The sequence below is a fragment of the Paenibacillus sp. FSL H7-0943 genome (genome assembly GCF_037963265.1).
Lineage (GTDB): Bacteria > Bacillota > Bacilli > Paenibacillales > Paenibacillaceae > Paenibacillus_AQ > Paenibacillus_AQ odorifer.
Map to the genome: position 1 here is coordinate 1633389 of NZ_CP150148.1, position 26960 is coordinate 1660348.

A 26960-nucleotide genomic window follows, 5' to 3' on the forward strand; every position below is an offset into this window, starting at 1 on the left:
AAAAGCAGCAGGACATAAGCCAATTGAAAGCCCTTACTGCATCAAGATATAAACATTGATAAGAACGGAGGTAAAGGCATTGCAAAACCTAATAGAAGCTGAACACAGAACAATGGTGACCAAACATAAGAGCTCCTTACTAGACTATCTAAAGAAATACTACTTTCTTTATATTTTGCTCGCACCAGCTGTGATCCTGACCCTGATTTTTAAATACGGTCCTATGTATGGTGCGATTATCGCCTTTAAAGATTTCAGCCCAATCAAAGGGATTATGGGGAGTGAATGGGTAGGCTTGTACAACTTCGAGAAATTCCTGTCATCCCCCAACTTCGAAGTTATCTTTATGAATACGCTTAAATTAAGTTTTTTCGGATTAATTCTGAGTTTTCCAATCCCAATCCTGCTTGCGTTGATGTTAAATCAAATTCGCCGTGCAGGCGTCAAAAAGAACATTCAGTTGTTCTTGTATGCACCTAACTTTATTTCTGTTGTCGTTGTGGTCGGGATGTTGTTTATCTTCTTGTCCCCAACGGGACCGATTAACCAGTTTTTTACCTGGCTTACAGGTGAACCAATCATGTTCATGTCTCGTCCGGAGTACTTCCGTTCGATCTACATTCTGTCCGATATTTGGACCGGAGCCGGTTGGGCATCCATTATTTATGTAGCAGCACTTGCTAATGTCGATCCTGAGTTACATAATGCAGCCAATCTTGACGGCGCTAATCTTCTACAAAGAATACGCCATATCGATTTGCCAACCATTCGTCCAATTATGGCTATCGTATTTATCCTTGCAGCTGGTGGGATTATGTCCATTGGTTTCGAAAAAGCCTATCTCATGCAAACGGCGATGAACTTGCCAACCTCAGAAATCATTCCGACTTACGTTTATAAAATTGGTTTGCAGTCGGGCGATTATGCCTATTCAGCCGCAGTAGGGTTGTTTAACTCTATCATCAACATCGTCTTGCTCGTCACCGTTAACTTCACCGTGAAGAAACTGAATGAGGGCGAAGGTCTTTACTAAGAAAGGAGCAACAAGCTATGCCCATTAAACATTCCGGATTAGATCGCTTTATCGTCGTGCTGAACGCGATCTTCCTGACACTGGCCGTACTTATCATTGTACTTCCTTTGATTTATGTAGTGATTGCATCTTTTATGGATCCATCAGTTCTGCTCAGTAAAGGATTATCATTCAACCTTTCGGACTGGTCATTAGAAGGGTATATAAAAATTCTTTCTAATCCGGCCATGATCCGAGGTTTTGGAAACTCTGTTTTATACTCTGTTTCATTTGCTATGCTTACCGTTCTCGTCTCAATCTGTGCAGGGTACGCACTGTCTGATGACAGGCTCAAAGGAAAAGGATTCTTCATGACCTTGTTTATTATCACCATGTTCTTTGGGGGTGGGCTTATACCTACATACCTGCTCGTTAAGAATCTTGGTCTGCTTGATACAGTATGGGCGGTGATCATTCCAGGAGCAGTCAATGTATGGAACATCATTCTCTCTAGAACTTTTTTCAAAGGAGTACCGAATGAAATGAAGGAAGCCGCTAATGTCGACGGAGCCTCGGAGATGCGGATTTTCTTCAGTGTCGTATTACCGCTCTCCAAACCGATTGTTTTCGTGCTCGCTCTTTATGCTTTTGTGGGCCAGTGGAATTCCTACTTTGACGCCATGATCTATTTAGATAATCCGAATCTTCATCCACTGCAGCTCGTGTTGCGGTCGATCTTGATCCAGAATCAGGTAGATCCGGGCATGATCAGCGATCAACTCGCCATGGCGGAAATGAAACGATTGTCTGAAATCATCAAGTACGCTGCCATTGTTGTTTCCAGTTTGCCACTTATTGTTATGTATCCGTTCTTCCAGAAGTACTTTGAAAAAGGTGTTATGGTCGGTTCCCTTAAGTAGGAAACAGGCTGCACATAGATAAAGATTAATTCATTCATATCTAATTTGGAGGTCATACCCTATGAAAAGAATTAAGAAATCAAGAGTATCAACGAAAGTAGCTTCTGCATCTGTACTTGCTTCGTTTATGTTCCTTACTGCATGCGGTGGCGGCGGAGGAGGGGGAAGTGCAGCTAGTAAAGAACAGGACACCAGCGGTAAAGTAACTTTGAACTTTATTACGCAAAGCTCTCCACTTGCACCCGTTGATCCAAATGAAAAACTGATTAATAAGCGTCTTGAAGAAAAGACGAATGTTCATATTAATTGGAAGAATTTCACGAAAGACGTATTTGTTGAAAAAAGAAACTTGGCTGTGGCAAGCGGCGATCTTCCTGATGCAATTTTTAATGCGGACTATAGCGACTATGAGCTGCTCAAGCTTGCTAAAGATGGTGCCATTATTCCGCTGAATGAGCTTATCGAGAACAATATGCCCAACTTCAAAAAGGTGCTGGAAGAAGCACCGGAATACAAGAGTATGATTACGGCACCAGACGGTAATATTTATGCCTTTCCGTGGATCGAAGAGCTGGGCAATGGCAAAGAAAGAATCCAGGCGGTAGACAGTATGCCTTGGATCAATGTGGAATGGCTTGAGAAGCTGGGCCTTGATATGCCTACAACAACAGAAGAATTAAAAGAAGTATTAATTGCCTTCAAGACAAAAGATCCAAATGGCAATGGTAAGGCTGACGAAATTCCTTTGTCCTTTATTAACAAGCCTGGAGCAGAAGATCTGGTTTTCCTATTTGCTTCATTCGGATTGGGGGAGAACCCCGACCACGCGGTTGTAAGCAATGATGGGAAGGTAATATTTACGGCGGCACAAGATGATTACAAAGAAGCCGTTTCTTTTATTAACGAGCTGTATAAAGAAGGACTCATTGATATTGAAGCCTATACTCAGGACTGGAGTACTTACCTTGCAAAAGGAAAGGATCAGAGATACGGACTTTACTTCTCATGGGATAAAGCTAACATCACTGGAGCAAATGACATTTACGAGGTTATGCCTCCACTTGCTGGACCAGATGGTGAAGTTAACGTAACAAGAACGAACGCGCTTGGTTTGGGCAGAGGTAAGATGGTTGTTACTAGCGCCAATAAGAACTTAGAAACGACAGCGAAATGGGTTGATCAACTCTACGATCCGATTCAATCTGTACAGAACAACTGGGGAACGTATGGAGACGATAAACAGCAAAATATTTTCGAATTTGATAAAGAAAAAGAAATGCTGAAGCATTTGCCGCTGGAGGGTGCAGCTCCTGTAGAACTACGTGAGAAAACAAGTGTCGGTGGACCCTTAGCTATCCTTGATTCCTATTATGGCAAATACACAACCATGCCGGATGATGCCAAAGGCAGAATGGATATTATCAAGAACATCATGGCGCCTAAAATGAAAGCAGAAAACGTAATGCCGAGTGTATTCCATTCCATTCAAGAACTTGATCGCCTTACGACAATTGAGACGGATCTTTTTGCCTACGTGCTTAGAATGCGTACTGAATGGTACCAAAACGGTAAAGTCGAAGCGCAGTGGGATGAATATTTGAAAGAATTGGACCGTCTGGGCTTGCAAGAATGGCTTGAAATTAAACAAGGCGGCTATGACAGAGCAAGCAAATAATAAACTATAAATAATATACGGTAAAGACCGTGTTCGGGAGTAAAGGAGAAAACAATAATGTCTACGATTGCGAAACAAAATTACCGCGGAGTGTATCATTTTTCCCCTAAGGAAAAGTGGATGAATGATCCAAACGGAATGGTTTATTTTGAGGATGAATATCATTTGTTCTTCCAGCACCATCCAGGTGGAATGACTATGGGCGCTATGCACTGGGGCCATGCGGTCAGCAAGGATCTGGTTACATGGGAGGAGCTGCCTATCGCTCTTGCTCCAGATGAGTTAGGTATGATTTTTTCCGGCAGTGCCGTAGTTGACTGGAATAATACGACTGGATTTTTTGAAGATAAACCAGGTCTAGTAGCGATTTTTACACACCATTTGGATATGCCGGAAGGCAAGCCAGCCATTCAGCGTCAAAGCTTGGCTTATAGTAAGGATAACGGAAGAACCTGGACGAAATATGATGGAAACCCGGTGCTTGAACATGATACATTCATTGATTTCCGTGACCCGAAAGTATTTTGGAATAAAGATACTAATCAATGGGTGATGATTGTAGCTTGTGGTCAAACGGTGTGTCTATATCATTCTCCTGATCTGATGAACTGGACATTTGCCAGTGAATTCGGAGAAGGAATCGGTTCTCATGACGGGGTATGGGAATGCCCGGACTTGTTCCCGCTGGCCATTGATGGCGATCCTTCGAACACGAAATGGGTGATGCTAGTGAGCATCGGTGCGGATCCCGCTTTTGTGGAAGGATCAAGAACACAGTATTTTACAGGGGGTTTTGATGGAGAAGTGTTCACGCCAGATGAAGATTCGATAAAAGTTCGCTGGCTTGATTATGGAAGAGATAACTATGCAGGTGTAAGTTGGTCCGATATACCGGCGGAAGATGGAAGAAGGCTATTTATCGGCTGGATGAGCAACTGGATGTATGCTAACAAGACGCCAGCAGAAGAATTCCGTGGCGCGATGACAATTGCAAGAGAACTTCAGCTCGAATCAAGACAAGGGGGAACCTTTCTTGTGCAGAAGCCGGTACAAGAGTTGGAATCAGCTCGTGTACAAGTCCTTTCTATAAAAAATGCAACGGTGCAAGAAATCAATACTCTTCTTAAAGAGATTCACTTGGAATCTTATGAGATTATAGCTGAGTTCGCTCGGGGTAAATCTGTAGGTTTCAAGGTAAGAGTTGGTGCGGATGAACAAACAGTGATCGGTATCAACGGTGAGACAGAGGAACTTTATGTAGACAGGAAGGCTTCGGGCCAGCATGATTTCCATGAACATTTCGTAGGACATCATTCAGCCAAACTCGCAGCGCTTGATGAGTCAAATGATCTCCGTATTTATGTGGATCGCTCTTCCGTTGAGGCGTTTAGTAATGGAGGCCAGGCAGTGATTACGGATCTTATATTCCCTGGACTAGAATCTAAAGGTATTGCTGTGTTTGCAGAAAATGAGAATGACTTGCTGATTTCCCTGGATATCTATGAGCTTACTCTCTCTGCTGAGCAAGACAAGAATTAGTCACCGAGAGGAGTCTTGTATATGCGTATAGGAGCGATTGAAGCTGGCGGAACGAAGTTTATATGTGGCATCGGGAATGAAAATGGGATCATTGAAGATCAGATCAGTTTCCCGACAGAACATCCTGAGTTGACGTTGCCCAAAGTTATTCAATATTTTCAAGACAAACCAGTAGAAGCTATCGGAATTGGATCGTTTGGTCCAATCGATATACGCCCAGATAGCCCGACGTATGGTTACGTTACAACAACACCAAAACCAGGTTGGGGAAATTACGATATGCTGGGCACTTTGAAAAGAAACTTTTTGGTTCCCTTTGGCTGGGACACGGACGTCAATGCAGCGGCATTTGGTGAAGCCAAATGGGGCGCAGCCCAAGGGTTATCCAGCTGTTTGTACTATACAGTTGGCACAGGTGTTGGTGTGGGAGTGTATTCAGAAGGCAAACTTATTCATGGTCTTGTGCATCCTGAAGGGGGTCATGTTCTTACAAGACGCCATCCTGAAGATGAATTCCCAGGGGGATGTCCCTATCATGGGGACTGCCTAGAAGGGATGGCGGCAGGTCCTGCTATTGAAGCAAGGTGGGGGAAGAAGGGACATGAACTTCCTATAGATCACCTTGCATGGGAAATGGAAGCATTTTATATTGCGCAGTCGATTACGGGTGCTATATTGCTTAACTCTCCTCAGAAAATCATTCTGGGTGGTGGTGTTATGCAGCAGTCACAATTGTTTCCACTTATTCGGCAGGCCGTGCTACAGAACCTGAACGGTTATGTCAGCTCAAGTACTATTTTGGAACACATAGATGAGTATATCGTTCCACCAGGACTAGGCCAACAGGCGGGATTATGTGGTGCTCTCGCTCTTGGACTCACAGCACTGGAAAGTCAGAGTTCTGCTCAATTGTAAAAGAATATAGAGAGGAGGTCAGTGCAATGAATTGACCTCCTTCTTATTTTACAATAAAAGAAATGATTGATGATAGAAAAAGAGGGTGAAGAGGATGGTTAATAAGGGAAAAGTAGTTTTATCCTTTCTCATGGCAACAGGATTTGTTATGACTTCCGCAGGCATATATGTAGCCAATCCCGGTATGGGTTGGGCTGCGCCCGCTGATCAGGAGGTAAGTAAACAAGCTAAGGAGGGGCTTTCTATTTTTGAAAGCGTAACCAAAACAAACACAAACTTGACAGGTTGGCAAATAAAAGGAAAAGGTAAGTTGGCGGATACTGTGGAAGGGATTTTACTGACTTCTGATCCACAAGAAAATGTAATGGCAATTTCCGAAACGGTGTCAGAGGATTTTATCTATGAAGATGATGTCATGATCAAGGATATGCAAGCGGACGCGACCTTATTGTTCCGTTCTAATGAAGATGGCTGGAGTTCCTACATGCTCCAAATTGTTCCGAATGCAGGTATGATCCGCTTACGAGACGCAAGTGATGGTGAAGGGAAATTAAAAGAGGAGCGGAAGGTTACTATTAAGGCAGGAGAGATCTATCATCTCAAGGTGAAAGCAGAGGGTTCATCACTGAAAGTATATTGGGACAACGAATATAAACCTTTGATTGAGGTTCAGGATGATGCGTATCGTACTGGTAAGCTGGGACTCAATGTATGGAATGGTTCTGTTTTGTTCCAAAATATTTTCGTGAGCGACCTGAAAGGAAATTTGGGTGCTGTGGTTACAAATAAAGGACAATGGCAGCCTAATATCAACGGCAAGAAAGGAATGGTAGTAAACCAGAGTAAGTCACAGCAAATTTATAACAAACAAGCTACTGATTTTGTATATGAAGGAAATCTATCTCTTCGTCCTGATTCTGTTGCAGCGCTCGCCTTTCGTTCATCGGCTGATGGAACAAAGGGATATGAAGCAGCCCTGACAAAGGAAGGAAATCAGGTTCGTGTAAGTCTGACGAAAGCTAACGGAACAACAATTGCAAGTTCACAGCATATCTATCCAAGTCAGACCGGAGCAAAACATCATGTAGAGATAAAGGCGAAGGGAAACAGAATTCAGGTCTTTCTAGACGGATACACCCCGGCCGCAATCGATCTAACAGATAAAACCTATACCGATGGATATGCAGGAATCGTTGTTAAACAGGGAACAGCTTACTTCCAGGATACCTATGTGACGGATGCCAGCAATTATTATAGTGAAAAATATCGTCCTCAATACCACTATACGCCAATTCGTGGTTCTGCCAGTGATCCGAACGGACTTGTCTACTTCGAAGGTGAATATCATCTATTCCATCAGGACGGAGGCACTTGGGCACATTCTGTCAGTCAGGATATGCTGAACTGGAAGCGGCTTCCGATTGCGCTGCCGTGGAATGATCATGGGCATGTCTGGTCTGGATCAGCTGTGGCAGATCTGACGAATGCATCAGGTTTGTTCGGGGATTCAGGAGGTAAAGGTCTAATTGCCTACTACACTTCCTATAATCCCGATGGCCCGAATGGGAATCAGCGTATCGGTCTTGCATACAGCAAGGACCAAGGTCGTACTTGGGAATATTCCAAGACGCGTCCAATGGTTATCGGAAATCCAGGCGATAATGGAGGGGAGCCGGGAGGCTGGGATTTCCGTGATCCGAAAGTGATTCGTGATAATGACAATAACAGGTGGGTAATGGTTGTATCCGGTGGAGACCATATTCGTTTCTTTGCTTCAACGAATCTACTTGATTGGAACCTGACAGATAGTTGGGGATACGGGGACTATGTTCGCGGCGGTGTATGGGAATGTCCGGATCTGCTTCAGCTTTCGGTAGACGGAACATCACAGAAGAAATGGGTTCTGATGATTAGTACAGGAGCGAATTCAAAAACAGGCGGATCAGATGCTGAATATTTTGTGGGTCATTTAACAGCGGATGGTAAATTCGTTAATGATAATCCGGCAGGGAAAGTATTGCGAACAGATTTTGGAAAAGAATTCTACGCTTCAATGTCTTTTTCAAACATGCCAGATCATCGCAGCGTAATGATGGCGTGGATGACAAACTGGGACTATCCGTTTGCTTTTCCAACAAGCCATTGGAAAGGCGTACTGTCAATCCCAAGAGAAGTCTCATTAGTAACGACAAAAGATGGGATTCAGCTCGCTCAAAGCCCGATCAAGGAGTTGGGATCGCTGCGTAGTCAGCTGTATTCTACTGCTAACAAAGAGGTGAGTCCTTCTTCTCAGAATCTATTGAAAGGGGTTACCTCTGGTGCATACGAAATTGAAGCTGAAGTAGAAATTCCAGCAGGTAGTCAGGTTAGTGAATTTGGCTTTAACGTTCGTGTAGGGGGAAGTCAAAAAACGGTTGTTGGATATAAACCTGGTGAGGGTCGGATTTTCGTGGATCGGTCTGCATCTGGTTTGACGGATTTTTCGAGTCTATTTAATACAAGACATGAAGCGGCAATGCAAACGGAGAACAAGCGAGTTAAGATGCGTATCCTTGTAGATGAGTCTTCTATTGAGGTTTTTGGCAACAACGGTAAAGTTGTTTTCTCTGACGTCATTTTTCCGGATCCAGCCAGCAGAGCTTTGAGTTTTTACACCAAAGGAGGCAACGTAAAAGTCGTATCTCTGAAGGTGAATCAGTTAGGCTCTGTATGGAATCAGGAGACGGGCTCAGCTACCAAGATAATGATGGATACAAGTGATCGCGAACTGAGCAAGGGGCAAAGCGACATACTTTTGGCGATGGTAGAGAATGGTACCGGTAATGGGGCACAGCCGCTTAAATGGAATTCCAGTAACAAGGATGTTGTTGAACTAAACGTGGTGGATAAATCCCAGGCAACCCTTGTAGCTAAAAAAGAAGGCGAGTCTATCATTACCGTCTCTACTCCAAATGGGAAGACATCGGCTAGCTTATTAGTTAAGGTATCTGGGGGTGAATTTCATACGAACTTAAGTGGGTGGACTAAAGATCTATCTGCAGCCTCCTGGGTCATTGGTGAAAATGGGATTCGTGGAAATTACTGGAGTGACGCGAATTATATCGCAGAGAAGCAGGCAGGAGATTTTACTTATGAAGCAGAGATGATGTTAGGGAAATCCGGAGGAGCAGGCTCTATGTTGTTCCGTGCCAGCGAAGATGGACGCAGCGGATACTACTTAAATCTGGATCCGAATATGAAGTCCATCCGTCTGTTTTATAAAATCGACGGCCGTTTTGAAGAACGTCAGATTCTAGCAAAAGTTCCGACGTTCATTCAGCCGGGTCAAACCTACAAAGTGAAAATCGAAGCGAAGGGCCCGCATATCGTGGTTTATGTGGATGGGCAGAAAGTGATCGACCTGCAGGACGGCACATTTGCAGAAGGCCGCTTTGGACTACATGTATTTGGCGGATATGCTTCATATCAAAACGTTAACGTGAGCGGAGAAACACCTGCCGATCTATACACTTCCAGTCTAGTAAATGCAGAACTACAGAAATCCCTTTATACAGCAAATCTCGCAAATGGTGAAGCTGTTACACTGAAGGCTGCGAATGATTTTACGGATCAGGAGTGGGTATTCGTGCCGACGGGGGACGATGCAGGCTCCTATTCTATTCGTACAACAGCCGGTCAGGCGCTTGATCTAGACACAGGGCAAAATAAAATCCAGTTATACCCTTATCTCGGATATAACAATCAGCGTTGGATTTTTCACAAAAATGATGATGGTACCGTAAGTATTATTTCTGCTCATCATAAGAAAGCGCTGGAAGTATCAGCGGATGGGTCGACACTGTCCCTTAGCGAGCTTGATCCTACTCTTGATCGACAAAAATGGGTAATTACCAATTAACCTGAGGATGATAGAAGCAATGGAAGGGGGAATAGCGTGTCTAAAAAGCAACTTGTCTGCGGATGAGTTGCTTTTTGTTTTGGCTGCATTTTATGTATTGACGGATATTGGAAATGTAAGTAGAATGTAAATTAGTTAAAACCTTAAAACTTTTGTAAAGAATTTTGGTGTTCTTGATAAAGGCAAAACTGACATTCAGTGTGCAATTTTCAATCAGAACATAGAAATATCACGAAAGGTAAGGTTTTTTTATTTACCTAAAAAGTTTAATCGTTTAAACTTTCGGGTGACGGAGGTATGGAAGCTAAGATGAATATACATGATGTAGCCAAAAAGTCGGGACTCTCTGTAGTGACCGTATCCAGGGTGCTTAACAATTTACCCTCTGTACGGGAAGCTAATAGACAGAAAGTGCTGAAAGCTATGGAGGAATTAAATTATCAGCCCAATTCAGCAGCGCGGAGTCTTGTGAGAGGCAAAACGGGAGTCATCGGGATGTCGATTACCAACTTTAACGACTCTTTCTATGACCGGGTTATTCGCGTGGTGAACCGGAAGCTGGCGGCGCAAGGGTATTTTTTAGCCCTATCGATCGCCGAGAATGAGGATGAAGGCGATAATTTCCTGTTTCAGAAGGATCGCGTTGATGGAATTATCCTGTTGTCCCCACTTGAAGAAAAGGCATATGTAGAGGAACTGAAAAGAAAAAATATTCCGTTTGTATTGCTGGATAACCAGTTTCAGCATGAGGATGTGCCTAGCGTCGTGGTCGATAACTATCAAGGCGGGTATGAGGCTACAAAGCACTTGCTCGATCTTGGGCACACTCAAATCGCCTATATTGGCGGCCCTTCGGTATTTCTAAGTGTAGCGGAGCGTAAGCGCGGTTATGTCCAAGCGCTCGAGGATGCCGGGTTAACGCCATTCGGAACGGAATACTGCAGTTTTACAGTAAGCGGCGGCTATGAGGTGGCCAAGAGATGGATCCGCGAAGATAAGCTGCCGACAGCTTTTTTTTCCGGGGACGATTTTATTGCTCTTGGAATGGTTCAGGCTCTCCGGGAAGAGGGAATTCGAGTACCCCACGATATCTCAATTGTTGGATTTGATGATCAGCAGTTCGTAGGTGAATTTTACCCGCGGTTAACGACGGTCAGACAACCTGAGGCACAAATGGGCAATATAGGCGTTGATTTACTACTAAAAATGATCAACGGGGAGGTGATGCCGCCCGCTGTAACGAAGCTTGCTCCGCAGCTACTCATTCGTGAATCCACCGCATCTGTTAGATTACCTTGAATTTTAGGAGTGAAATCATCCGTGAAGTATTTTTTGGGAGTTGATGCAGGAGGCAGTAAAACCCACGCAATGATTGCAGATGAACAAGGGAAGGTCATCGGAGTTGGCAAGGGTGGGATCGGAAATCATCAAATAAACCGTGAGCAGGCGGTGAACAGTTTGCAGCAGGCCATATCGGAAGCAATTATGGCGTCAGGGCTGACCAAGGATCAGCTGGATTACTCCTGGTTCGGCTTAGCGGGAGCGGACAGAGAGGCTGATTTCCGGATTTTGCGACCGATCATCAGCAGCTTTGATCTTCCCCAAACTGAGATTTCCTGCGACACCTGGATTGCCTTGCGGTCAGGTACAGAGAAGAACTATGGGATCGTGCTGATTTGCGGATCAGGCGTGAACTGTAGTGGTAAAAATCCGTTGGGTGCTACATACCAATGTGGTGGATTCGGCTACCGGTTCGGGGATTATGGCGGTGGCTATGATTTAAGTATTGAGGTATTCCGTAGCGTCCTTCGGGCGGATGAGGGAAGAGAGAAGGAGACGGTCCTAACCGAACGCTTAACGGAATTGTTGGGCTATTCCAATGTTTCGGAGCTAAGAGAGGATTACCTGGATCATTTCAGAGACCTGCCTCCCCATATTGCTGAACTATTGTTTCAAGCGGCAGAGGAAGGGGACCAGGTTGCCACCGAGCTGCTGGTCAAGCAAGGGGATGAGCTGGGTTTGGCCGCGGCATCGGCCATCCATCGCTTGGGCATGGAGGAGGACTTCTTCGACATCGTACTTGCAGGCAGCCTGCTGACAAAGGGAGACCGCTCAGGCATCATCCGGCGGGCCATTGAGAGAAGAGTGAAGTTGTCGGCTCCGAATGGCACTTTAAGGATTTTGACCCGGGAGCCGGTTGTAGGATCGGTCGTTCTGGCTATGGAAAGCAGCGGTATGCGTGTAGATCAGAAGGTTCTAGATAATCTATCACAGGGGAAAGTACTGAACACAATAGGCTAGTTTTTATAAGACCAAAATGAAAAAGATGAAGGAAGGGTCTATCATGGAGGAAACATTGAAGCTGGTTGTCATCGGAGCGGGATCATCGTATACGCCTGAGCTTATTGAAGGCATCATCCTGCATCACCAAGAGCTTCCCATTCGCGAAGTATGGCTGGTGGATATTGAGGAGGGAAGGGAGAAGCTGCATACGATTGCAGAACTGAGCAAACGCATGATTGCTGAGTCCGGACTGCCGATTACCGTGGTCCAGACACTTGAGCGCAGGGAGGCCATTGCCGGAGCGGACTTTGTATGTACGCAAATCCGGGTAGGCATGCTGGAAGCGCGCAAATGGGACGAATTAATTCCGCTTCAATACAATGTCATCGGCCAGGAGACGACAGGTCCCGGAGGGATGATGAAAGGTCTACGGACCATCCCGGTCATTCTGGATATTTGCAAAGACATTGAGGAGCTGGCTCCGGATGCCTGGTTGCTGAATTTTACGAATCCGGCCGGTATGGTGACTGAAGCTGTTCACAAATACTCATCGGTAAAAAGCGTAGGCTTGTGCAACTCGCCGATTGGTTTTCAAAAGTGGCTCTCCGAATTCTTCGGACTTCCTATGGAGAAGATCTACGCGGAGTTTGTCGGCATCAACCATCTGCACTGGGTATCCGATATCGTGATTGACGGTAAAAGCAAGCTGCAGGAGCTCATTGATTACCCGCAGAGTTACAAGGCGAGCAATGTGCCGTTTGATTCCTGGGACTACCGGTTTCTGAATGCTTTGAAAGCGATTCCCTCTTATTACCTGAGCTATTACTATATGACGGACGCGATGCTTGCGGAACAGAAGGAAGCAGCAGCAACGACTGGATCGCGCGCTGAGGTAGTGAAGAAGGTGGAGGAAGAGCTGTTTGAACTGTACCGGAACGTAGAGCTGAAGGAAAAGCCCAAGCAGTTGGAACAGCGCGGCGGAGCCTACTACTCGGAGGCGGCAGTGCTGCTGATGCGCTCCATTTATAATGATTCCCGCGATATCCAGACGTTGAATGTAAGGAATAACGGAATGATTGACTTCTTGCCGGACGATGCCTCTATTGAGGTGAACTGTATGGTAACCAAGCAAGGCCCGCTGCCGATTCCGCTGCGTATAATTCCTCAGCCCATCAAAGGCTTGCTGGCCGCGGTCAAGCAATACGAGAGCCTCACCATCGAGGCGGCTGTGCACGGAGACCGGGATATAGCCCTACAGGCTATGGTTCATCATCCGCTCGTGCCTTCGGTCACCGTAGCTGAACAACTGCTGGATGAAATGCTGGAGAAGAACAAATCGTTGTTGCCGTTGTTTCACTAGAATCGTCCAGAGGAGGAAAAGCGGATGAACACGGCCGAGAAACCGCGTAGATGGAAGAAATTTATCAGTCAATTGGATTTGCAGTCCATGGTTTGGCCGGGAATTATCTTTGTATTCATTTTTAGCTACATTCCGATGTATGGCGTGGTTATGGCATTCCAGCAATACGATATTTTTGGCGGCATTATGAAGAGCCCCTGGGTTGGATTTATGCATTTCAGAATGTTCTTCGAGGCGCCGGAGTTCTGGAATGTGATGCGAAATACCCTTGTGATTAGCTTGCTTAAATTGATTATCTCTTTTCCTGCCCCGATTCTTCTTGCACTGATGCTGAATGAAATCGGGAATATGGGCTTTAAACGGATTATCCAGACCGTCAGCTATTTACCTTATTTCCTGTCCTGGGTTATTGTATCCGGTTTTGTATTTTCGCTGTTATCCGTTGATAACGGAACGGTGAACTATTTGCTGGAGCGATTCAATTTGGTAGGGGAGCCAGTTAACTTCTTGGCGTTACCCAAATACTTTTGGTCGATTCTAGTAAGCGTAAATGTGTGGAAAGAGGTCGGATTCGGGAGCATTGTCTACCTGGCCGCGATTGCAGGCATTGATCCAACCCTATATGAGGCCGCTTCTATAGATGGAGCAAGCCGGTTTAAGCAAATTCACTTGATTACACTCCCCAGCATTACCCCCATTATCATTATCTTTATGATTCTTGCCATCGGCAGTCTGCTCAGTGCGGGCTTCGAGGACATTTTGCTGCTGGCAACCAATCCAATTCTGCGACCCTACTCCGATGTTATCGACACCTATGTGTACCGTGTTGGGATTTTAAATGCCAGATTCTCTTATGCGACAGCTGTAGGGCTATTCAAGGCGGTGATCAGTGTCATTCTGCTAGTGACGGCCAACAAAATCGCTCGCCGGGCAGATGTTAGTCTCTGGTAGTACTACTACTCATAGCGAATGCTTCCGATGCTCCATAAACCTTTTAGGAGGAGTGAACAATGAGACTAAGCCTTGGCGACAAAATCATGCAGCGGAGTATTTATACCCTTTTGACGCTGCTGGCGTTACTCATGCTATACCCGTTTTGGAATGCGTTGGTCATTTCCTTTAATCTAGGGAGCGATACGGCGCTCGGCGGTGTAACCTTGTTACCGAGAGCTTTTACCCTGGAAAATTATTATATTGTGTTTCAGGATCAACGCCTGCTGAATTCTTTTCTGATCACCATTCTTAGAACGTTAAGCGGCACGGCATTGTCTGTCTTTTTCACGGCACTGTTAGCCTACGGAATGTCCAAGAAGACATTGCTTTTTCGAAAACAATATATGGTGTTCTTCATGATTACGATGTTCTTCAGTGGGGGGCTCATCCCTAGTTATTTACTAGTTCGCTCTTTGGGTATGCTGGACACCTTTTGGGTGCTGATTATCCCCGGCATCATCAGTGTCTGGAACATGATTGTCATCCGCACCTTCTTCCATGCTCTGCCGGAGGGTTTGGAGGAATCTGCCAAAATCGACGGCAGCAGCAACTACGGCATTTTTTTCCGAATCGTCATTCCGGTCTCCGGCCCGGTGCTGGCCACGATTGCCTTATTCACCGCAGTAGGTTATTGGAATGACTGGTTTACGGGAGCGATCTATATTACAAAGGATCACTTGCTCCCTATACAGACCCTGCTGCGCCAGATTATGAACTCCAACATCATGACCCAAATTGGCTCATCGAATGCTATCGCGCTGGATCATATGAACCGGAATCGGACGATTACCACGAAGTCACTGACTATGGCTACGATGATGATCGCTACCATTCCAATTATCCTGACGTATCCTTTTCTCCAAAAGTACTTTGTTAAGGGCGTAATGATTGGTTCGATGAAAGAATAGCAGTCTCCATATTATGTAGAAAGAAGGGAAAAGATGCGCAATCGTATGAAATGGGTATCTCTTTTGCTGACTTCACTGGTGCTTCTTCTCGCTGCCTGTAGCGGAGGAGGAAATTCTAACACTTCACCAAACACAAGCGAGAAAAATCTGAATACTGAGGCCGCCACAGATGACGGCAGCGGGATCAAGCCCGTCACCTTCAGCTTCTATGGAAACTATGACTGGCTTACGACATCACCCTGGGGGGATAATGAGGCGACAAAATGGATTCAGGAGAACCGTAAGGTTACTGTTGAACCCATACAATCCGGAGGAGCGGCCGGAGAAAAGCTCAACACGATGATCGTCGGCGGTGATTTACCGGATGTCATTTTTACTGACCGGGGATCCTCAGTGGAGCGGCTGGTGCAGGCAGGACAACTCGTTGCGCTGGATGATTACTATGAGAAGTATCCGAACTTCAAGAAATATGTGAAGGAATCCACCCTGAATTTGCTCCGTTCAGAAGACGGGAAAATCTATCAAATCCCGAACTGGTATACATCCGGGCAATTCGGCAACGGCGGATGGATGGTGAATAAAGATATTTATAACGAACTCGGCAGACCGGCGCTGGAGACCTTTGATGATTTGTATCAATATTTGCTTAAGGTGCAAGAAAAGTATCCGGATGTAGTACCTCTGGAGGTTGGGGAGAAGGGGGCAGGTCTGGAAATTATGTATGGTGGTTTTAAGGAGAACTCCACCAGTAAGTTTATTTCACTCATGGGATATCCGGATGGCGACAAGCTGTCATCTATCTTGGATGATCCTGCTTACGAAGAGATGGTGCTGTATATTAATAAGCTGTATCGTGAACGGCTGATTACGCAGGATGCACTGCAGCAAACCCAGGATGCGGTCAAAGAAAAGGTCAATACCAACCGGGTAGCAGTCATGGTCGAATCCAATATCACTACGTATGGAGCCGAGGGACACCGGGCACTGACAGCGAACAATCCGGACAGCGGTTATGAGATTATATGGCCGATTCATAAATCCGGACTAGACAAAACACGAGTGTTTGTAAGCGGCTTTGAGACGCTGGGTTGGAACGTTAATGTCATTACGAAAAAGGCCAAGGATCCAGAGGCCATCTTCGCTTATTTTGACTGGATTACGGGTCCGGAGGGGCAGAAGGTGCTTTTCTTCGGTCCTAAAGGCTTGTACTGGGATGAAGAGGATGCGGACGGAGCTCCAATCCCGAACGAGAAATACAAGACGACTCCTGCTAACGAGCGTACGGAAACGATGCGGAAATTCGAGGACTTTAACTGGGCGGGAAATACGACCTTTATTGATACGGCGAAAATGAGCCTCGAGGCGCTGCTTTCCGCGAACCAGAAATCCTGGGAGACCGTGGCGCAGTCCACGGTGACCTGGAAAACCGCGTTGGATATCACAGAGTTTGTAAATACCGATCCGATTCCGGATACGGAGATCGGCATCATCGCACAGAATATCGGGGATATTTATACCCTTGCTTACGCCCAGATGGTTCAGGCGAAGTCGGATGAAGCGGTGCTGTCGGCGCTAAAGACAGCTAAAAAGAACACCGAAAAAGCGGGGCTTGCTAAGCTGCTTGAATTCAGAACCGAAAAATGGCAGGAAAATGTTAAGAAAATCAACGCGACGAAATAAGACTATTTATAAAATCTTATAATTGTGGAGGCGAGATTATGGCATTTGCGTTGAGATCGAGGTTCATAGCACTGTTAAGCATCGTGTTGGTTTCTTCGATAGCCGGTGGTTCCGTTCCTGTTATGGCCGAAGAGGAGAGTAACCCCCCTTTCGAAACGGAAGTTATTGTACGGACCGTAAACCAGTTTAAGAACATGGCGGATGTCCAGAATTTCATCGCGCGCTCTACAAGCTATGGCGTCGATGTTATTAGCATGAACGTGAAGCAGGATGAAGATGATGAGGTTCCGTCTGGAAGTGTATTTTATCAGAGTGATATCGCACCAATTGCCCAAGGCTACCAGAATTTCGATGCCCTGCAGGCTGTCATTACGGCAGCCCATGCTGTAGGAATCAAGGTTCATGCCTGGATTCCGCAGTTCCATGATCAGCAGGCTTTCCTGGAGCACGATGAATGGCAGATGCAGGCGCTGGTTGACGGGGTTCAGACACCGTTTACAGGTTCTAACGGCAACGAATACTTCGTCAATCCGATTCACCATGAAGTGCAGGAGTATGAGCGTTCCATTATTCAGGAAGTAATCGAGAATTATGATGTGGATGGCGTTGTGCTGGATTGGATCCGCTTCGACAATTACAACATGGACGTCAGTGATTACACGGCCCTGAAGTATCAGGCGCAGTTCGGGTATTCACCGCTCAGCATTGACTTCGAGACAGATTCGCCTCAGCGTGAGCAGTGGAATGAATGGAGAACCGAACAAATCGGACAGTATGTGGGCGATATCCGTCAGGATATCACACAGTCCTCGAAGCCGGATGTGCAGCTCGGCGTGTATATTTTGCCGCCAGAATTCATTGAAGTTGGGCAGAATGTAGCCAAATTCAAGGATGATATCGACTTTGTTGCACCAATGGCGTACTTTGATGACTGGGAGTTCAACAGTGATTGGGTATACAGCACTTCCTACGGAATCCTGAAGGATACGAGCGACCGGATTAGCGGCAGTGACGTGGAAATTGTTGCGACGCTGGATAATGACTGGACAGATGATCAATATCAGGAGATTTACAAGGGAATCCGCGAGAATTATCCAGGTGTGAAGCGTCTGTCGTTCTTTGCTTACGGGGCCTGGCCAGAAGATGAGCTAGCCAATATCAAAGAACGTGAAACCTGGCCTACGCCAGGCTGGACGCCTCCGGTAGAACAAGACTATCCGGCTCAATTACCAGCAGGGTGGAAGGCGCGAAATATTGGTTCCATGCCGGGGAACGTTACCTACAATTCTTCCAATAAGCAATTTACACTCAGCAGCAGCTCTACGGATATCTGGGGAAATGGAGATCAACTGAATTATATATACCAATCCGTGCGGGGCGATGCGGAGATTATTGTTAAAGTGCAGTCCACTAGCCGATTGGACGGCTGGGCCAAGGCCGGCATTATGATTCGGGAGTCGCTGGGTCATAATTCGAAGCACGCAGATATGATGCTTACCCCCGAAAATGGGGCCACCTTCCAGTATCGTGCAGAGACTGCGGGCAATATGGTTGATCAGACTGCGGCTGCCTCGGCTCCAAGATGGCTAAAGCTGACCCGAAGTGGAAATACCTTCAAAGGGGCTATTTCGACGAACGGGAATAACTGGCAAACGGTCGGAACTGTTCAGATTCCGATGAACCGCAAGGTGTACATTGGCATAGCACTTAGCAATCCCGGGGATGACTCGAGGAATAAGGCTGTGTTTGGAAATGTGAAGATTACGGATTAAGCCTAATACAAGGGCACCGGTTCTTCTTTATCCGGGGGAGTTTTCGTTTATCAGGTTAACCAGAAATATTTGGTTGACCTTTTTTTGTTTCCGTTTAAGGTGATGGTGGGGGATATATCCAATTGAAATCTGAAATGAATTTAAAGCTGCTAAATCCGGTGGTATATTTAATGCAGCTAATTCTATAATATAGCTAATTCTATAATGCAGTTTAGCTTATTAATAATAGTCTTTGAGAATAACTTATACAGAATAGGAGAGATACGATGAGCGAGCGTATACCCTGCCAAACCTCAGGCTGCAAGGGAAGCATACTTCCTGCAACTGCTTTAAAGACGGGGGGGATCTGCATGCCCTGTCATCAAAGGAAGCTTGCGCTGGAGCAAAAGGCTTATATTGAACAAAATCGAAAAGACATTGATTTGTACGCAGGTGTGAATGATCCGGTTGAAATTCTTAAAATCATGCACAAACCGCGGAGATGGAGCCCGCTTGAACACGAAATCTCCTATCACAAAACCGCGCAAGAATTGTATCGTCAACTGACTGAAAGCGAAAGGGAGGGATTGGAATCCTACGCCATTGAATTGATGGAAGAAGATGATTTTGACCAGGCTGAGGCTATTTTACTGTCGCTTATATGTTTTTCAAGTGCGTGCATTGAACGGGGGCTGGAGGTTTTTTTTCACAAAGGGAAGTATTATCCCGGTATTCTCTATAAAGAAGCGGGTCAGGAGATCCGCGATATGATCATTCATCAGTTAGAGCATGACTCGGAAAACCGTAATCATTTGCTGCTTGCATTGGCCTGGATTGGCGATAAAGAGGTTGTACGGCAGTTCGAGACATGGCGGCAGCATCCGCCTCGATGGACATCGGAGTTAAATGTGGCTCCGGAAACCTATGCTCACGAAGCAGGATGGGAATTAGATCCCGACGGTGGGAAAAGGCTGCTCTTTTACCCCGAGAGTTATCATTTTGAAGTAAACAGGGACGGAAAAAATGGGCTGGATCGGGATCATACGGCGGTAGCGGCGCTGCAGGAGGGTGAGCATTCCTGCCCTTGGTGTGGCGGTAAATTGACAGTGCTGTTTGATTACGATTTGCAGAATCCACTGGTTCAATTTATGAAGCTTTCCGGCCAGCGGTTAAGGGTTGCAGCTTGCATGCATTGTAATTGTTATGGCACCGTGTTTATGAAAGCGGAGCTGGATGGCCAATATTCGTGGAGTGAATATAATACCGTTCCTGATTTTTTGCCTGCAAATGAAGACAGGGAAGAAATAGCATGGCATGCCATGCAGCTATCGGAACGGCAGATGGGAACCTATGAAAATTCGTATTGGATGCTTGAGGCGCCTGCGTCGCAGATTGGAGGACATCCGGCTTGGATTCAGGATGCGGAATATCCTGTGTGCCCTTGCTGTTCGACGACGATGAAGTTTATTGCCCAAATGGACATGGAACAGGCCGAGGACAGCGAGGGGATTTATTATGCATTTTTGTGTGAGGGTTGCCGGCAGGTAGCTGTGAATTACCAGCAGACTTAAAAGAGAAAAATGCTGCCTTAGACAACTAAGGACGGCATTTTTTTATTTTGTATAAACATGATGATCAAAGTACCTTGACTGTCACAGTAGTATGATATACAATGCGATTATGAGGTGATGAAATGAGTGAGAACAAAATCACATCCGATCTGCTGCGAGGACATACCGATACGATGGTATTACGGCTCTTGTCCGAAGCCGATCGTTATGGATATGAAATCGTCAAATTGATTGCTGAGCGTTCCGGAGGCGAGTATGAATTAAAAGAAGCTACGATGTACTCCAGCGTCCGGCGGCTTGAGGCAGACGGTGACATTGAATGGTATTGGGGGGATGAGTCTCAGGGGGGACGACGGAAGTATTTTCGGATTACCGAGAAGGGGAAAGCTGTTTACGCCAATAACAAGACTAATTGGGAGTACGCAAAGCGTGTGCTTGAAAACTTATTATAAGGAGACTTGATAATATGAATGAGAAATTAAACATGTATTTAAATGGCGTATTCGCACCCTATGACGGGATAAAAAGCGTTGCTGAATTAAAGAGTGACCTCCTTTCCGATTTGCAGGAGCGGTTCAGTGAACTCAAGGCTGAAGGCAAGGATGATGAAACGGCGTTTAAGATGACGATAGACAGCATCGGCGACATTGAACAGACGGTGCAGGAGGTTGCCAATCTCTCCCGTTCACTTGAGCGGCAGGTGGTGACGAGCTTTAGGGCGAGCAACTTATCGAAGAGTGATTTTGCAGGCGTTACCGCCCATAAAGGGGATTTTAAAGTGAGCGCGTTGCGGGGTTCCGATTTTACAGGCGCTGACTTGACCGGCAGTTCTTTCGCGGGCAGTGACGTAGGCGAGGCCAAGTTCGACAGCGCTAATCTGACCGACTGCAATCTGTCCGGCATTGAACTCGCAAATGCGAGCTTTCACAAATCTATTCTTGTTCGCACCAACTTTAGCTCATCAGGACTTACAGGGGCGAAATTTATCAGTGCAAGACTGACCGACGTCAAGCTGTGTACGACTGATCTCACGAAAACAATCTTTGAGAACTGTATCTTTGACGGTGTGGAATTTAAAACCTCTGATCTGCGGGGATTATGTTTTGACGGCCAGACCTTTATCGGGGTCAAGTTTGAAAAGTCGGCGCTGAACGATATTTCGTTTAGAGGTGCGACGTTAAAGAATGTGTCATTCCTCTCCGGGTTTTCGTTATCCAAGAAGTTTTATCGTGCAATCAAAACGATCAACTTTGATGGTGCAATGATGGATAAGTTGACCTTTGCTGCGCTCAAAGGCATGGAAGCTGATTTGACAAAGGTTACAGTTCTATAAGCCTGAGCTTCCGAAGTGAGTTTTGCGGGGAGAATTCCATAAAGATATGCTAACAAAACCTTGAGGAGGGAATGCAATGAACAAGTCCATTAAAGTGGTTGGGTTGGAAAAGTCCTACAGACAGCTTCAAGTTTTAAAGGGGGTGGATTTTGAAGTGGAGCAGGGCAGCGTTTTTGCTCTGCTGGGCTCCAATGGTGCAGGCAAGACCACCATTGTCAAAATCCTCACCACTTTGCTGAATCAAGATGGCGGGACTGCTACAGTGAACGGATTTGATGTCGCCACAAAGCCTGATTATGTACGCCAGTCCATCAGCCTGACGGGTCAATTTGCTGCCGTGGATGAGATTCTGACCGGCCGGGAAAATCTGATCATGATTGCGAGGCTCCGCCATGAGAAGCATCCGCGTCAAGTTGCGGACGATCTGCTGGAACGCTTCACTTTGACCGCTGCCGCGGATCGCAAGGTATCCACTTATTCAGGCGGGATGCGCCGGAGATTAGATCTCGCGATGAGTCTTGTTGGAAAGCCGCAGATTATTTTCCTCGACGAACCAACCACTGGACTTGATCCTGAGGCAAGGATTGATGTATGGAAGATGGTTAAGGAGCTTGCCGACGGCGGTACGACTGTCTTTTTGACGACGCAGTATTTGGAAGAGGCAGAGCAGCTTGCTGATCAAATCGCCATTCTACATGAAGGTAAAATTATTGCGAGCGGTACACTCGAAGAACTAAAAAAGCGTTTTCCGCCCGCAAAAGTTGAGTACATTGAAAAGCAGCCGACGCTGGAGGAAATATTCCTCGCAATCATCGGCAAAAAGGAGGGAAAGTAAATGGAAATGATTAAGAAGCACTTTTTCAGTGACATGAGTGTAATGCTCGGACGCTCTATGCGCCATATTCTCCGCAGTATGGATACCATCATCACGGTAACTATCATGCCAATTGCATTTATGCTGTTGTTTGTTTACGTGTTCGGTGGGGCCATCCAGGCGGGTACGGATAACTATGTGAATTATTTATTGCCCGGGATCATACTGATCGCTATTGCCAGTGGTGTAACTTATACGGCTTACCGCCTGTTTAATGATGTGCAAAAAGGGATTTTTCAGAGATTCCATTCTATGCCGATTGCACGTTCTACCATGCTGTGGGGACATGTGCTGACCTCCCTGATATCCAATGCGATTTCAGTTAGCGTCATCATTCTTGTTGCATTGATTATGGGGTTTCGTTCATCGGCAGGAGTGCTCTCATGGCTGGCGGTTGCCGGCATCCTGATATTGTTTACGCTGGCTCTAACTTGGGTCGCAGCAATTGCTGGACTATCCGCAAAATCGGTGGACGGCGCGACTGCTTTTTCCTACCCGATTATTTTCCTTCCTTTCATCAGCTCGGCCTTTGTGCCTACCGAATCGATGCCGCCAGTCGTTCGCGCCTTTGCTGAAAACCAACCCGTTACATCTATAGTAGAGGCGGTTCGCTCCCTCCTGATGGGGCAGCCTGTTGGCAATGATATTTGGGGAGCCATCATATGGTGCATAGCCATTCTAGTAGTTGCTTATTTAATAGCGATGCGGGTATACAAACATAAAGTAGTTTAATTGCTAGATAACGTTATAGGGTTTAGAAGCGACTTGTCTGCGGATGGGTTGCTTTTTTTCATCTCTCTACGTATCACTAAGCTGTATCCCTTTTTCTTTCACAAACTTCTCCAGAACCTTGAAATCCTCAGTAACCTTTTTAAAAGGTAAGGCTTCCAGTACCTGATCCCGGTAATCCTTTTTGGCGGCAATGGACAGGCGGGAATCAAGTATGCTGAGCACACCAAGGTCAGTTTCACTGCGGATCAGGCGCCCGGTTCCTTGTCTTAACCGAAGCAGCATGTCCGGTACAAAAACCTCTTTCAAGGGATTCTTTGCCATCGAAGTCTTATATTCATAGACAGGATCGGCAGGAACAGGGAAAGGCAGACGGAAAATGATTAACTGCGACAAATCGGAACCTTCGATATTCACACCTTCCCAGAATACACCGGTACTAAGTAGAACGCCTTTACTGCCCCGAAAGTCAGCGATCACCCCGTCCTGGGACGAACCTTCCCTTTGAACATGCAATGCCCATGCAAGCTTCTCAGAGTTTAATTTCTTATGAATATACTTCATATCCTCTTTAGCTGAAAAAAGAACCAATGTCCGCCCGTCTGTTAAATTACAGAGCCTCATCATTTCCTTGTATGCCGCTTCAAGATAATCTTCCCGCCGCTGATGGTTATAGTAGGGGATGTCCTTGGCAATATACAGCATGGTGTGGTTATCATAATCAAACGGTGAAGCTTGGCGCTCCATATAATCTCCCCTGTAACCGAGGGACTCAGTGAGATAAGCGTATTGTTCCTCCAGCGTTTCTCCGTTTTGACACATCGTTGCTGACGTTAAAATAACAGAGGTTTTCCCGTTAAATAAGGTATATTTCAGAAACTGGCTTATCCCTTTAGGGCAGATACTAAGGGTACTCTCCCGCTGAGTATTGCTTGCCCAGATCAGATAGTTATCCTCTACTCCGTCGAGTACATCAAAGAGGTCGATAAGTCCGTTCATGGCTTCGAAAATATTGTCAATCTCCCGCTCATGCCGTGAAGTTAAGACGGAAAGGATGAGATTAAAATCTTTTAAAACCTGAGCTGCTCGTTTTAAGGGGATTCCTGTGATCTGCGATATTTTTATACGGTCATTGTCCTGCTTGGCTGTTTGCAGTAAGTCTGCCTCTACTTGTTTGAAAATATGGCCAACGCATCTTTTTATAAATTTAAATTGCGGCATAAGCTCCGTATCGGCAGATTGCTTGAAGAGAATCTGTAAGGCGTCATCCAGAATACGGCAGGTTCCCCGGTATGTAAATTCGACCGTTCTTGCATCTCTAACCTTTGCTTCCAGATTATGAGCTTCATCAATTACGATCAGAGCCGGCCGTTCAGTGATTAACCCCTTCGTTCCTTCCTTTTTCTTGATTAAATCACGGATGAGCAGATCCTGGTTTACGATAATAAAATCCATATCGCTCGCGTTGGCATTAATTTTAGCTCTCATCTCATAAAACGTACATGTACTTTTATAATGGCAACGTTCAAATTTGCAATCATTCACACAAACGTTAGACCATACTGCATCACTAACCCCGCCCTTAATATCCGCCCGCTCATCAATTTCATAATTCACAATCTGTTGAGCAAGCGCAGACAGAGGGGTGTTTGAATCATCCGCTTGGAACAGATCTGCTGCCCTATACCGGCAAGCATACTGCCCCATGCCTTTTCCAACTACCGAACGTACCCTTGTAAATCCGAGCCGACTTCCGATGAATCTCAGATCTTTATGTATTTGTTCTGAAAGTTGTATGGAGGATGTCGCAATAATAACCGGTTGCCTTGAGATTTGGTTAATAAGCAGGCTGGGAATGAGGTAGGCAAAGGACTTGCCGATGCCGACTCCAGCTTCAATCATCGCGTTACGACCATTAATATAGGCATCAGCGATATCTAGAGACATATCCTGCTGGCCGATCCGCTCTTTAAGTCCAATCCTGGGAAATTTATCATACATGCGAAAGATAGCATTGACTAAAGAGGGCTCGATGTCCTTCTTTAGCTCCTGCTTCTGTAATTTGTAGAGATCACTTAACCAGCTAATGACGACCGCCCCTTTTCAAAATCAATGATCTTCCTAATTATAGTTTTTTTGGTTTTTTGGTGAGGTTGTAATTATCTTCGATGCCACTCTAACAGTCAAGTCCAGAATATAATATGATGATTAAAACAAAGTGAATTACTGTGTTTTTGAAGCAGGAAAATATACACATATCTTGAATACAAACTACAAAGAAGGAGGATGACAATGTCATACAAAGAAAATGAATTGCGTTCGTCATTAATCTTAGCAGTTCCAATCATTTTAAACAGGCATTATCATTCCATGACTATGAAAAACATCGAATTCTCCTGGTTTGTAGAGACGCATAAGGAATTGTTAGATTCATCATTCAGTACGATATTAATGAGTATGGTAGAAGCCTTGTTTTTTGATTCTTTTGGTTACGATCAATACTTAAACCTGCTAGAAAAAGAGGGGGCTGAGCAAGGGGTTTATACTGCAGAAATATTCGGTGATCATTTTGATATTTTACTTGATATGAGCAAGGATTTAAATTTAACCGCTCAGAATATTATGTTTAAGATCATTGAAGAGTTTGTAGATGATTCCGCGATCCGATTGTTTTTTTATAATCGTTTAATGGAATGCAACTGGACCCGTTTTACTGGCTTTGCACAAGGTTATTTGTCTAATAAAAATCAACAGATTGACAATTTACATGAACAAAAAATTGCTGTTATGGGACAAATGGCAGCAGGAATGGCGCATGAAATAAGAAATCCGCTAGCTTCGATTAAAGGTTTTGCTCAGCTTGTAAATATCAGGCTAAATGAGCCGGAGATCAAAGCGGATGAATTGCGTGCATATCTGGATATCACCATCAAAGAGATTGATGCTCTGAATGGATTAGTAACGGACTTTCTAATACTGGCTCGAAAAGGTGACAGTACGAAAAATAACGGCGTAGTATTTAACGTTATGGAGGTTATACATAGAGTTAATAACATTGTGAATCAACTCATACTTAGTGATGATATTATACTTTCAGTAGAGTGCTCTTTAGAAAAAGTACTAACGTTTGGAAGCGCCTCTCAGCTAGAGCAGGTAATTCTTAATATTTTGAAAAATAGTATCGATTCCTTCACAGCTTTTAGAGGCAGAATAGATATTTCTGTTACCACAGCTGCTGAGACAAACGAAATTATTCTACTCTTTAAAGACAACGGAGAAGGAATTCCACAGGATAAATTAAAACGGATATTTGACCCTTTCTTTACTACCAAGCAAAAAGGGACAGGGATTGGATTATCGATTTGTAAACAATTAATTGAAATGTATGGGGGGCATATTAAGGTAGATTCAGAGGTTCAGGTTGGAACTAGCGTGATGGTTATTTTGCCTTGGGTTTATGATTATCATATTTGAGATGCTGCTGCATCTAATGAATGAAGGAGCGACTTGCCAACAGGG

At 45.3% G+C, this 26960-nt stretch carries 20 protein-coding genes; 19 read left to right on the plus strand and 1 reads right to left on the minus strand.

Annotated features, from left to right (window positions below; translation table 11 throughout):
- The first annotated feature begins 112 nt into the window (after positions 1–112).
- The 18 genes from NSQ55_RS07155 to NSQ55_RS07240 all read left to right on the plus strand — a co-directional run bounded on the left by NSQ55_RS07155 (position 113) and on the right by NSQ55_RS07240 (position 23444).
- Positions 113–1033 (plus strand): ABC transporter permease subunit, encoded by a 921-nt coding sequence (locus NSQ55_RS07155; protein WP_076185370.1) that lies wholly within the window; start codon positions 113–115, stop codon positions 1031–1033.
- 17 nt (positions 1034–1050) lie between these two features.
- The gene (locus NSQ55_RS07160; protein WP_036675818.1) at positions 1051–1932 is read left to right on the plus strand and encodes a carbohydrate ABC transporter permease; all 882 of its coding nucleotides are present in this window, start codon (positions 1051–1053) and stop codon (positions 1930–1932) included.
- A 61-nt stretch (positions 1933–1993) separates the two neighbouring features.
- On the plus strand, positions 1994–3607 hold the full coding sequence (locus NSQ55_RS07165; protein WP_339172259.1) for an ABC transporter substrate-binding protein: 1614 nt from the start codon (positions 1994–1996) through the stop codon (positions 3605–3607).
- A 57-nt stretch (positions 3608–3664) separates the two neighbouring features.
- On the plus strand, positions 3665–5146 hold the full coding sequence (locus NSQ55_RS07170) for a glycoside hydrolase family 32 protein (RefSeq protein WP_339172261.1): 1482 nt from the start codon (positions 3665–3667) through the stop codon (positions 5144–5146).
- A gap of 21 nt (positions 5147–5167) precedes the next feature.
- Positions 5168–6061, plus strand: coding sequence for an ROK family protein (locus tag NSQ55_RS07175; RefSeq protein WP_076185347.1), 894 nt, complete (start codon positions 5168–5170; stop codon positions 6059–6061).
- Positions 6062–6155: 94 nt separating this feature from the next.
- A complete protein-coding gene (locus NSQ55_RS07180; RefSeq protein WP_339172263.1) occupies positions 6156–9959 on the plus strand; it encodes a GH32 C-terminal domain-containing protein in 3804 nt (1267 codons plus the stop codon).
- A gap of 297 nt (positions 9960–10256) precedes the next feature.
- Positions 10257–11258 carry a LacI family DNA-binding transcriptional regulator gene (locus tag NSQ55_RS07185; protein ID WP_076125296.1) on the plus strand — a complete coding sequence of 334 codons (1002 nt, stop codon included), beginning with the start codon at positions 10257–10259 and terminating at the stop codon, positions 11256–11258.
- A 21-nt stretch (positions 11259–11279) separates the two neighbouring features.
- Positions 11280–12260 carry a BadF/BadG/BcrA/BcrD ATPase family protein gene (locus NSQ55_RS07190; RefSeq protein ID WP_076125294.1) on the plus strand — a complete coding sequence of 327 codons (981 nt, stop codon included), beginning with the start codon at positions 11280–11282 and terminating at the stop codon, positions 12258–12260.
- 43 nt (positions 12261–12303) lie between these two features.
- Positions 12304–13602 carry a 6-phospho-beta-glucosidase gene (locus tag NSQ55_RS07195; RefSeq protein WP_076305020.1) on the plus strand — a complete coding sequence of 433 codons (1299 nt, stop codon included), beginning with the start codon at positions 12304–12306 and terminating at the stop codon, positions 13600–13602.
- Positions 13603–13626: 24 nt separating this feature from the next.
- A complete protein-coding gene (locus tag NSQ55_RS07200) occupies positions 13627–14553 on the plus strand; it encodes an ABC transporter permease subunit (protein ID WP_076185343.1) in 927 nt (308 codons plus the stop codon).
- Between the two features lie 59 nt (positions 14554–14612).
- A complete protein-coding gene (locus NSQ55_RS07205; protein ID WP_076185342.1) occupies positions 14613–15503 on the plus strand; it encodes a carbohydrate ABC transporter permease in 891 nt (296 codons plus the stop codon).
- 33 nt (positions 15504–15536) lie between these two features.
- Complete coding sequence (locus NSQ55_RS07210) at positions 15537–17183, plus strand: extracellular solute-binding protein (protein ID WP_076219658.1); 1647 nt, start codon at positions 15537–15539, stop codon at positions 17181–17183.
- 38 nt (positions 17184–17221) lie between these two features.
- Entirely contained in the window at positions 17222–18955 is a 1734-nt protein-coding gene (locus NSQ55_RS07215; RefSeq protein ID WP_339172269.1) for a family 10 glycosylhydrolase, read from the plus strand.
- 266 nt (positions 18956–19221) lie between these two features.
- Positions 19222–20505: a hypothetical protein gene (locus NSQ55_RS07220; protein ID WP_076193484.1), complete on the plus strand. Its 1284-nt coding sequence runs from the start codon at positions 19222–19224 to the stop codon at positions 20503–20505.
- A 122-nt stretch (positions 20506–20627) separates the two neighbouring features.
- A complete protein-coding gene (locus NSQ55_RS07225; protein ID WP_036675798.1) occupies positions 20628–20957 on the plus strand; it encodes a PadR family transcriptional regulator in 330 nt (109 codons plus the stop codon).
- A gap of 14 nt (positions 20958–20971) precedes the next feature.
- Positions 20972–21838 carry a pentapeptide repeat-containing protein gene (locus NSQ55_RS07230; protein WP_076125280.1) on the plus strand — a complete coding sequence of 289 codons (867 nt, stop codon included), beginning with the start codon at positions 20972–20974 and terminating at the stop codon, positions 21836–21838.
- Positions 21839–21914: 76 nt separating this feature from the next.
- Positions 21915–22673, plus strand: a complete 759-nt coding sequence (locus tag NSQ55_RS07235; RefSeq protein ID WP_339172273.1) for an ATP-binding cassette domain-containing protein — start codon at positions 21915–21917, stop codon at positions 22671–22673.
- Positions 22674–23444, plus strand: coding sequence for an ABC transporter permease (locus NSQ55_RS07240; protein ID WP_036675795.1), 771 nt, complete (start codon positions 22674–22676; stop codon positions 23442–23444).
- A 66-nt stretch (positions 23445–23510) separates the two neighbouring features.
- On the opposite strand, the gene NSQ55_RS07245 is transcribed toward NSQ55_RS07240, so the two are convergent.
- Positions 23511–25442, minus strand: coding sequence for an ATP-dependent DNA helicase (locus NSQ55_RS07245; protein WP_339172275.1), 1932 nt, complete (start codon positions 25440–25442; stop codon positions 23511–23513).
- A gap of 291 nt (positions 25443–25733) precedes the next feature.
- On the opposite strand from NSQ55_RS07245, the gene NSQ55_RS07250 reads away from it, so the two are divergent.
- Positions 25734–26915, plus strand: a complete 1182-nt coding sequence (locus NSQ55_RS07250) for an ATP-binding protein (RefSeq protein WP_076308012.1) — start codon at positions 25734–25736, stop codon at positions 26913–26915.
- Positions 26916–26960: the final 45 nt, after the last annotated feature.

Coding starts and splice junctions, on each gene's coding strand:
- NSQ55_RS07155 (WP_076185370.1), top strand. CDS start 113: ATGGTGACCAAACATAAGAGCTCCTTACTAGACTATCTAAAGAAATAC.
- NSQ55_RS07160 (WP_036675818.1), top strand. CDS start 1,051: ATGCCCATTAAACATTCCGGATTAGATCGCTTTATCGTCGTGCTGAAC.
- NSQ55_RS07165 (WP_339172259.1), top strand. CDS start 1,994: ATGAAAAGAATTAAGAAATCAAGAGTATCAACGAAAGTAGCTTCTGCA.
- NSQ55_RS07170 (WP_339172261.1), top strand. CDS start 3,665: ATGTCTACGATTGCGAAACAAAATTACCGCGGAGTGTATCATTTTTCC.
- NSQ55_RS07175 (WP_076185347.1), top strand. CDS start 5,168: ATGCGTATAGGAGCGATTGAAGCTGGCGGAACGAAGTTTATATGTGGC.
- NSQ55_RS07180 (WP_339172263.1), top strand. CDS start 6,156: ATGGTTAATAAGGGAAAAGTAGTTTTATCCTTTCTCATGGCAACAGGA.
- NSQ55_RS07185 (WP_076125296.1), top strand. CDS start 10,257: ATGGAAGCTAAGATGAATATACATGATGTAGCCAAAAAGTCGGGACTC.
- NSQ55_RS07195 (WP_076305020.1), top strand. CDS start 12,304: ATGGAGGAAACATTGAAGCTGGTTGTCATCGGAGCGGGATCATCGTAT.
- NSQ55_RS07200 (WP_076185343.1), top strand. CDS start 13,627: ATGAACACGGCCGAGAAACCGCGTAGATGGAAGAAATTTATCAGTCAA.
- NSQ55_RS07205 (WP_076185342.1), top strand. CDS start 14,613: ATGAGACTAAGCCTTGGCGACAAAATCATGCAGCGGAGTATTTATACC.
- NSQ55_RS07210 (WP_076219658.1), top strand. CDS start 15,537: ATGCGCAATCGTATGAAATGGGTATCTCTTTTGCTGACTTCACTGGTG.
- NSQ55_RS07215 (WP_339172269.1), top strand. CDS start 17,222: ATGGCATTTGCGTTGAGATCGAGGTTCATAGCACTGTTAAGCATCGTG.
- NSQ55_RS07220 (WP_076193484.1), top strand. CDS start 19,222: ATGAGCGAGCGTATACCCTGCCAAACCTCAGGCTGCAAGGGAAGCATA.
- NSQ55_RS07225 (WP_036675798.1), top strand. CDS start 20,628: ATGAGTGAGAACAAAATCACATCCGATCTGCTGCGAGGACATACCGAT.
- NSQ55_RS07230 (WP_076125280.1), top strand. CDS start 20,972: ATGAATGAGAAATTAAACATGTATTTAAATGGCGTATTCGCACCCTAT.
- NSQ55_RS07235 (WP_339172273.1), top strand. CDS start 21,915: ATGAACAAGTCCATTAAAGTGGTTGGGTTGGAAAAGTCCTACAGACAG.
- NSQ55_RS07240 (WP_036675795.1), top strand. CDS start 22,674: ATGGAAATGATTAAGAAGCACTTTTTCAGTGACATGAGTGTAATGCTC.
- NSQ55_RS07245 (WP_339172275.1), bottom strand. CDS start 25,442: ATGTATGATAAATTTCCCAGGATTGGACTTAAAGAGCGGATCGGCCAG.
- NSQ55_RS07250 (WP_076308012.1), top strand. CDS start 25,734: ATGTCATACAAAGAAAATGAATTGCGTTCGTCATTAATCTTAGCAGTT.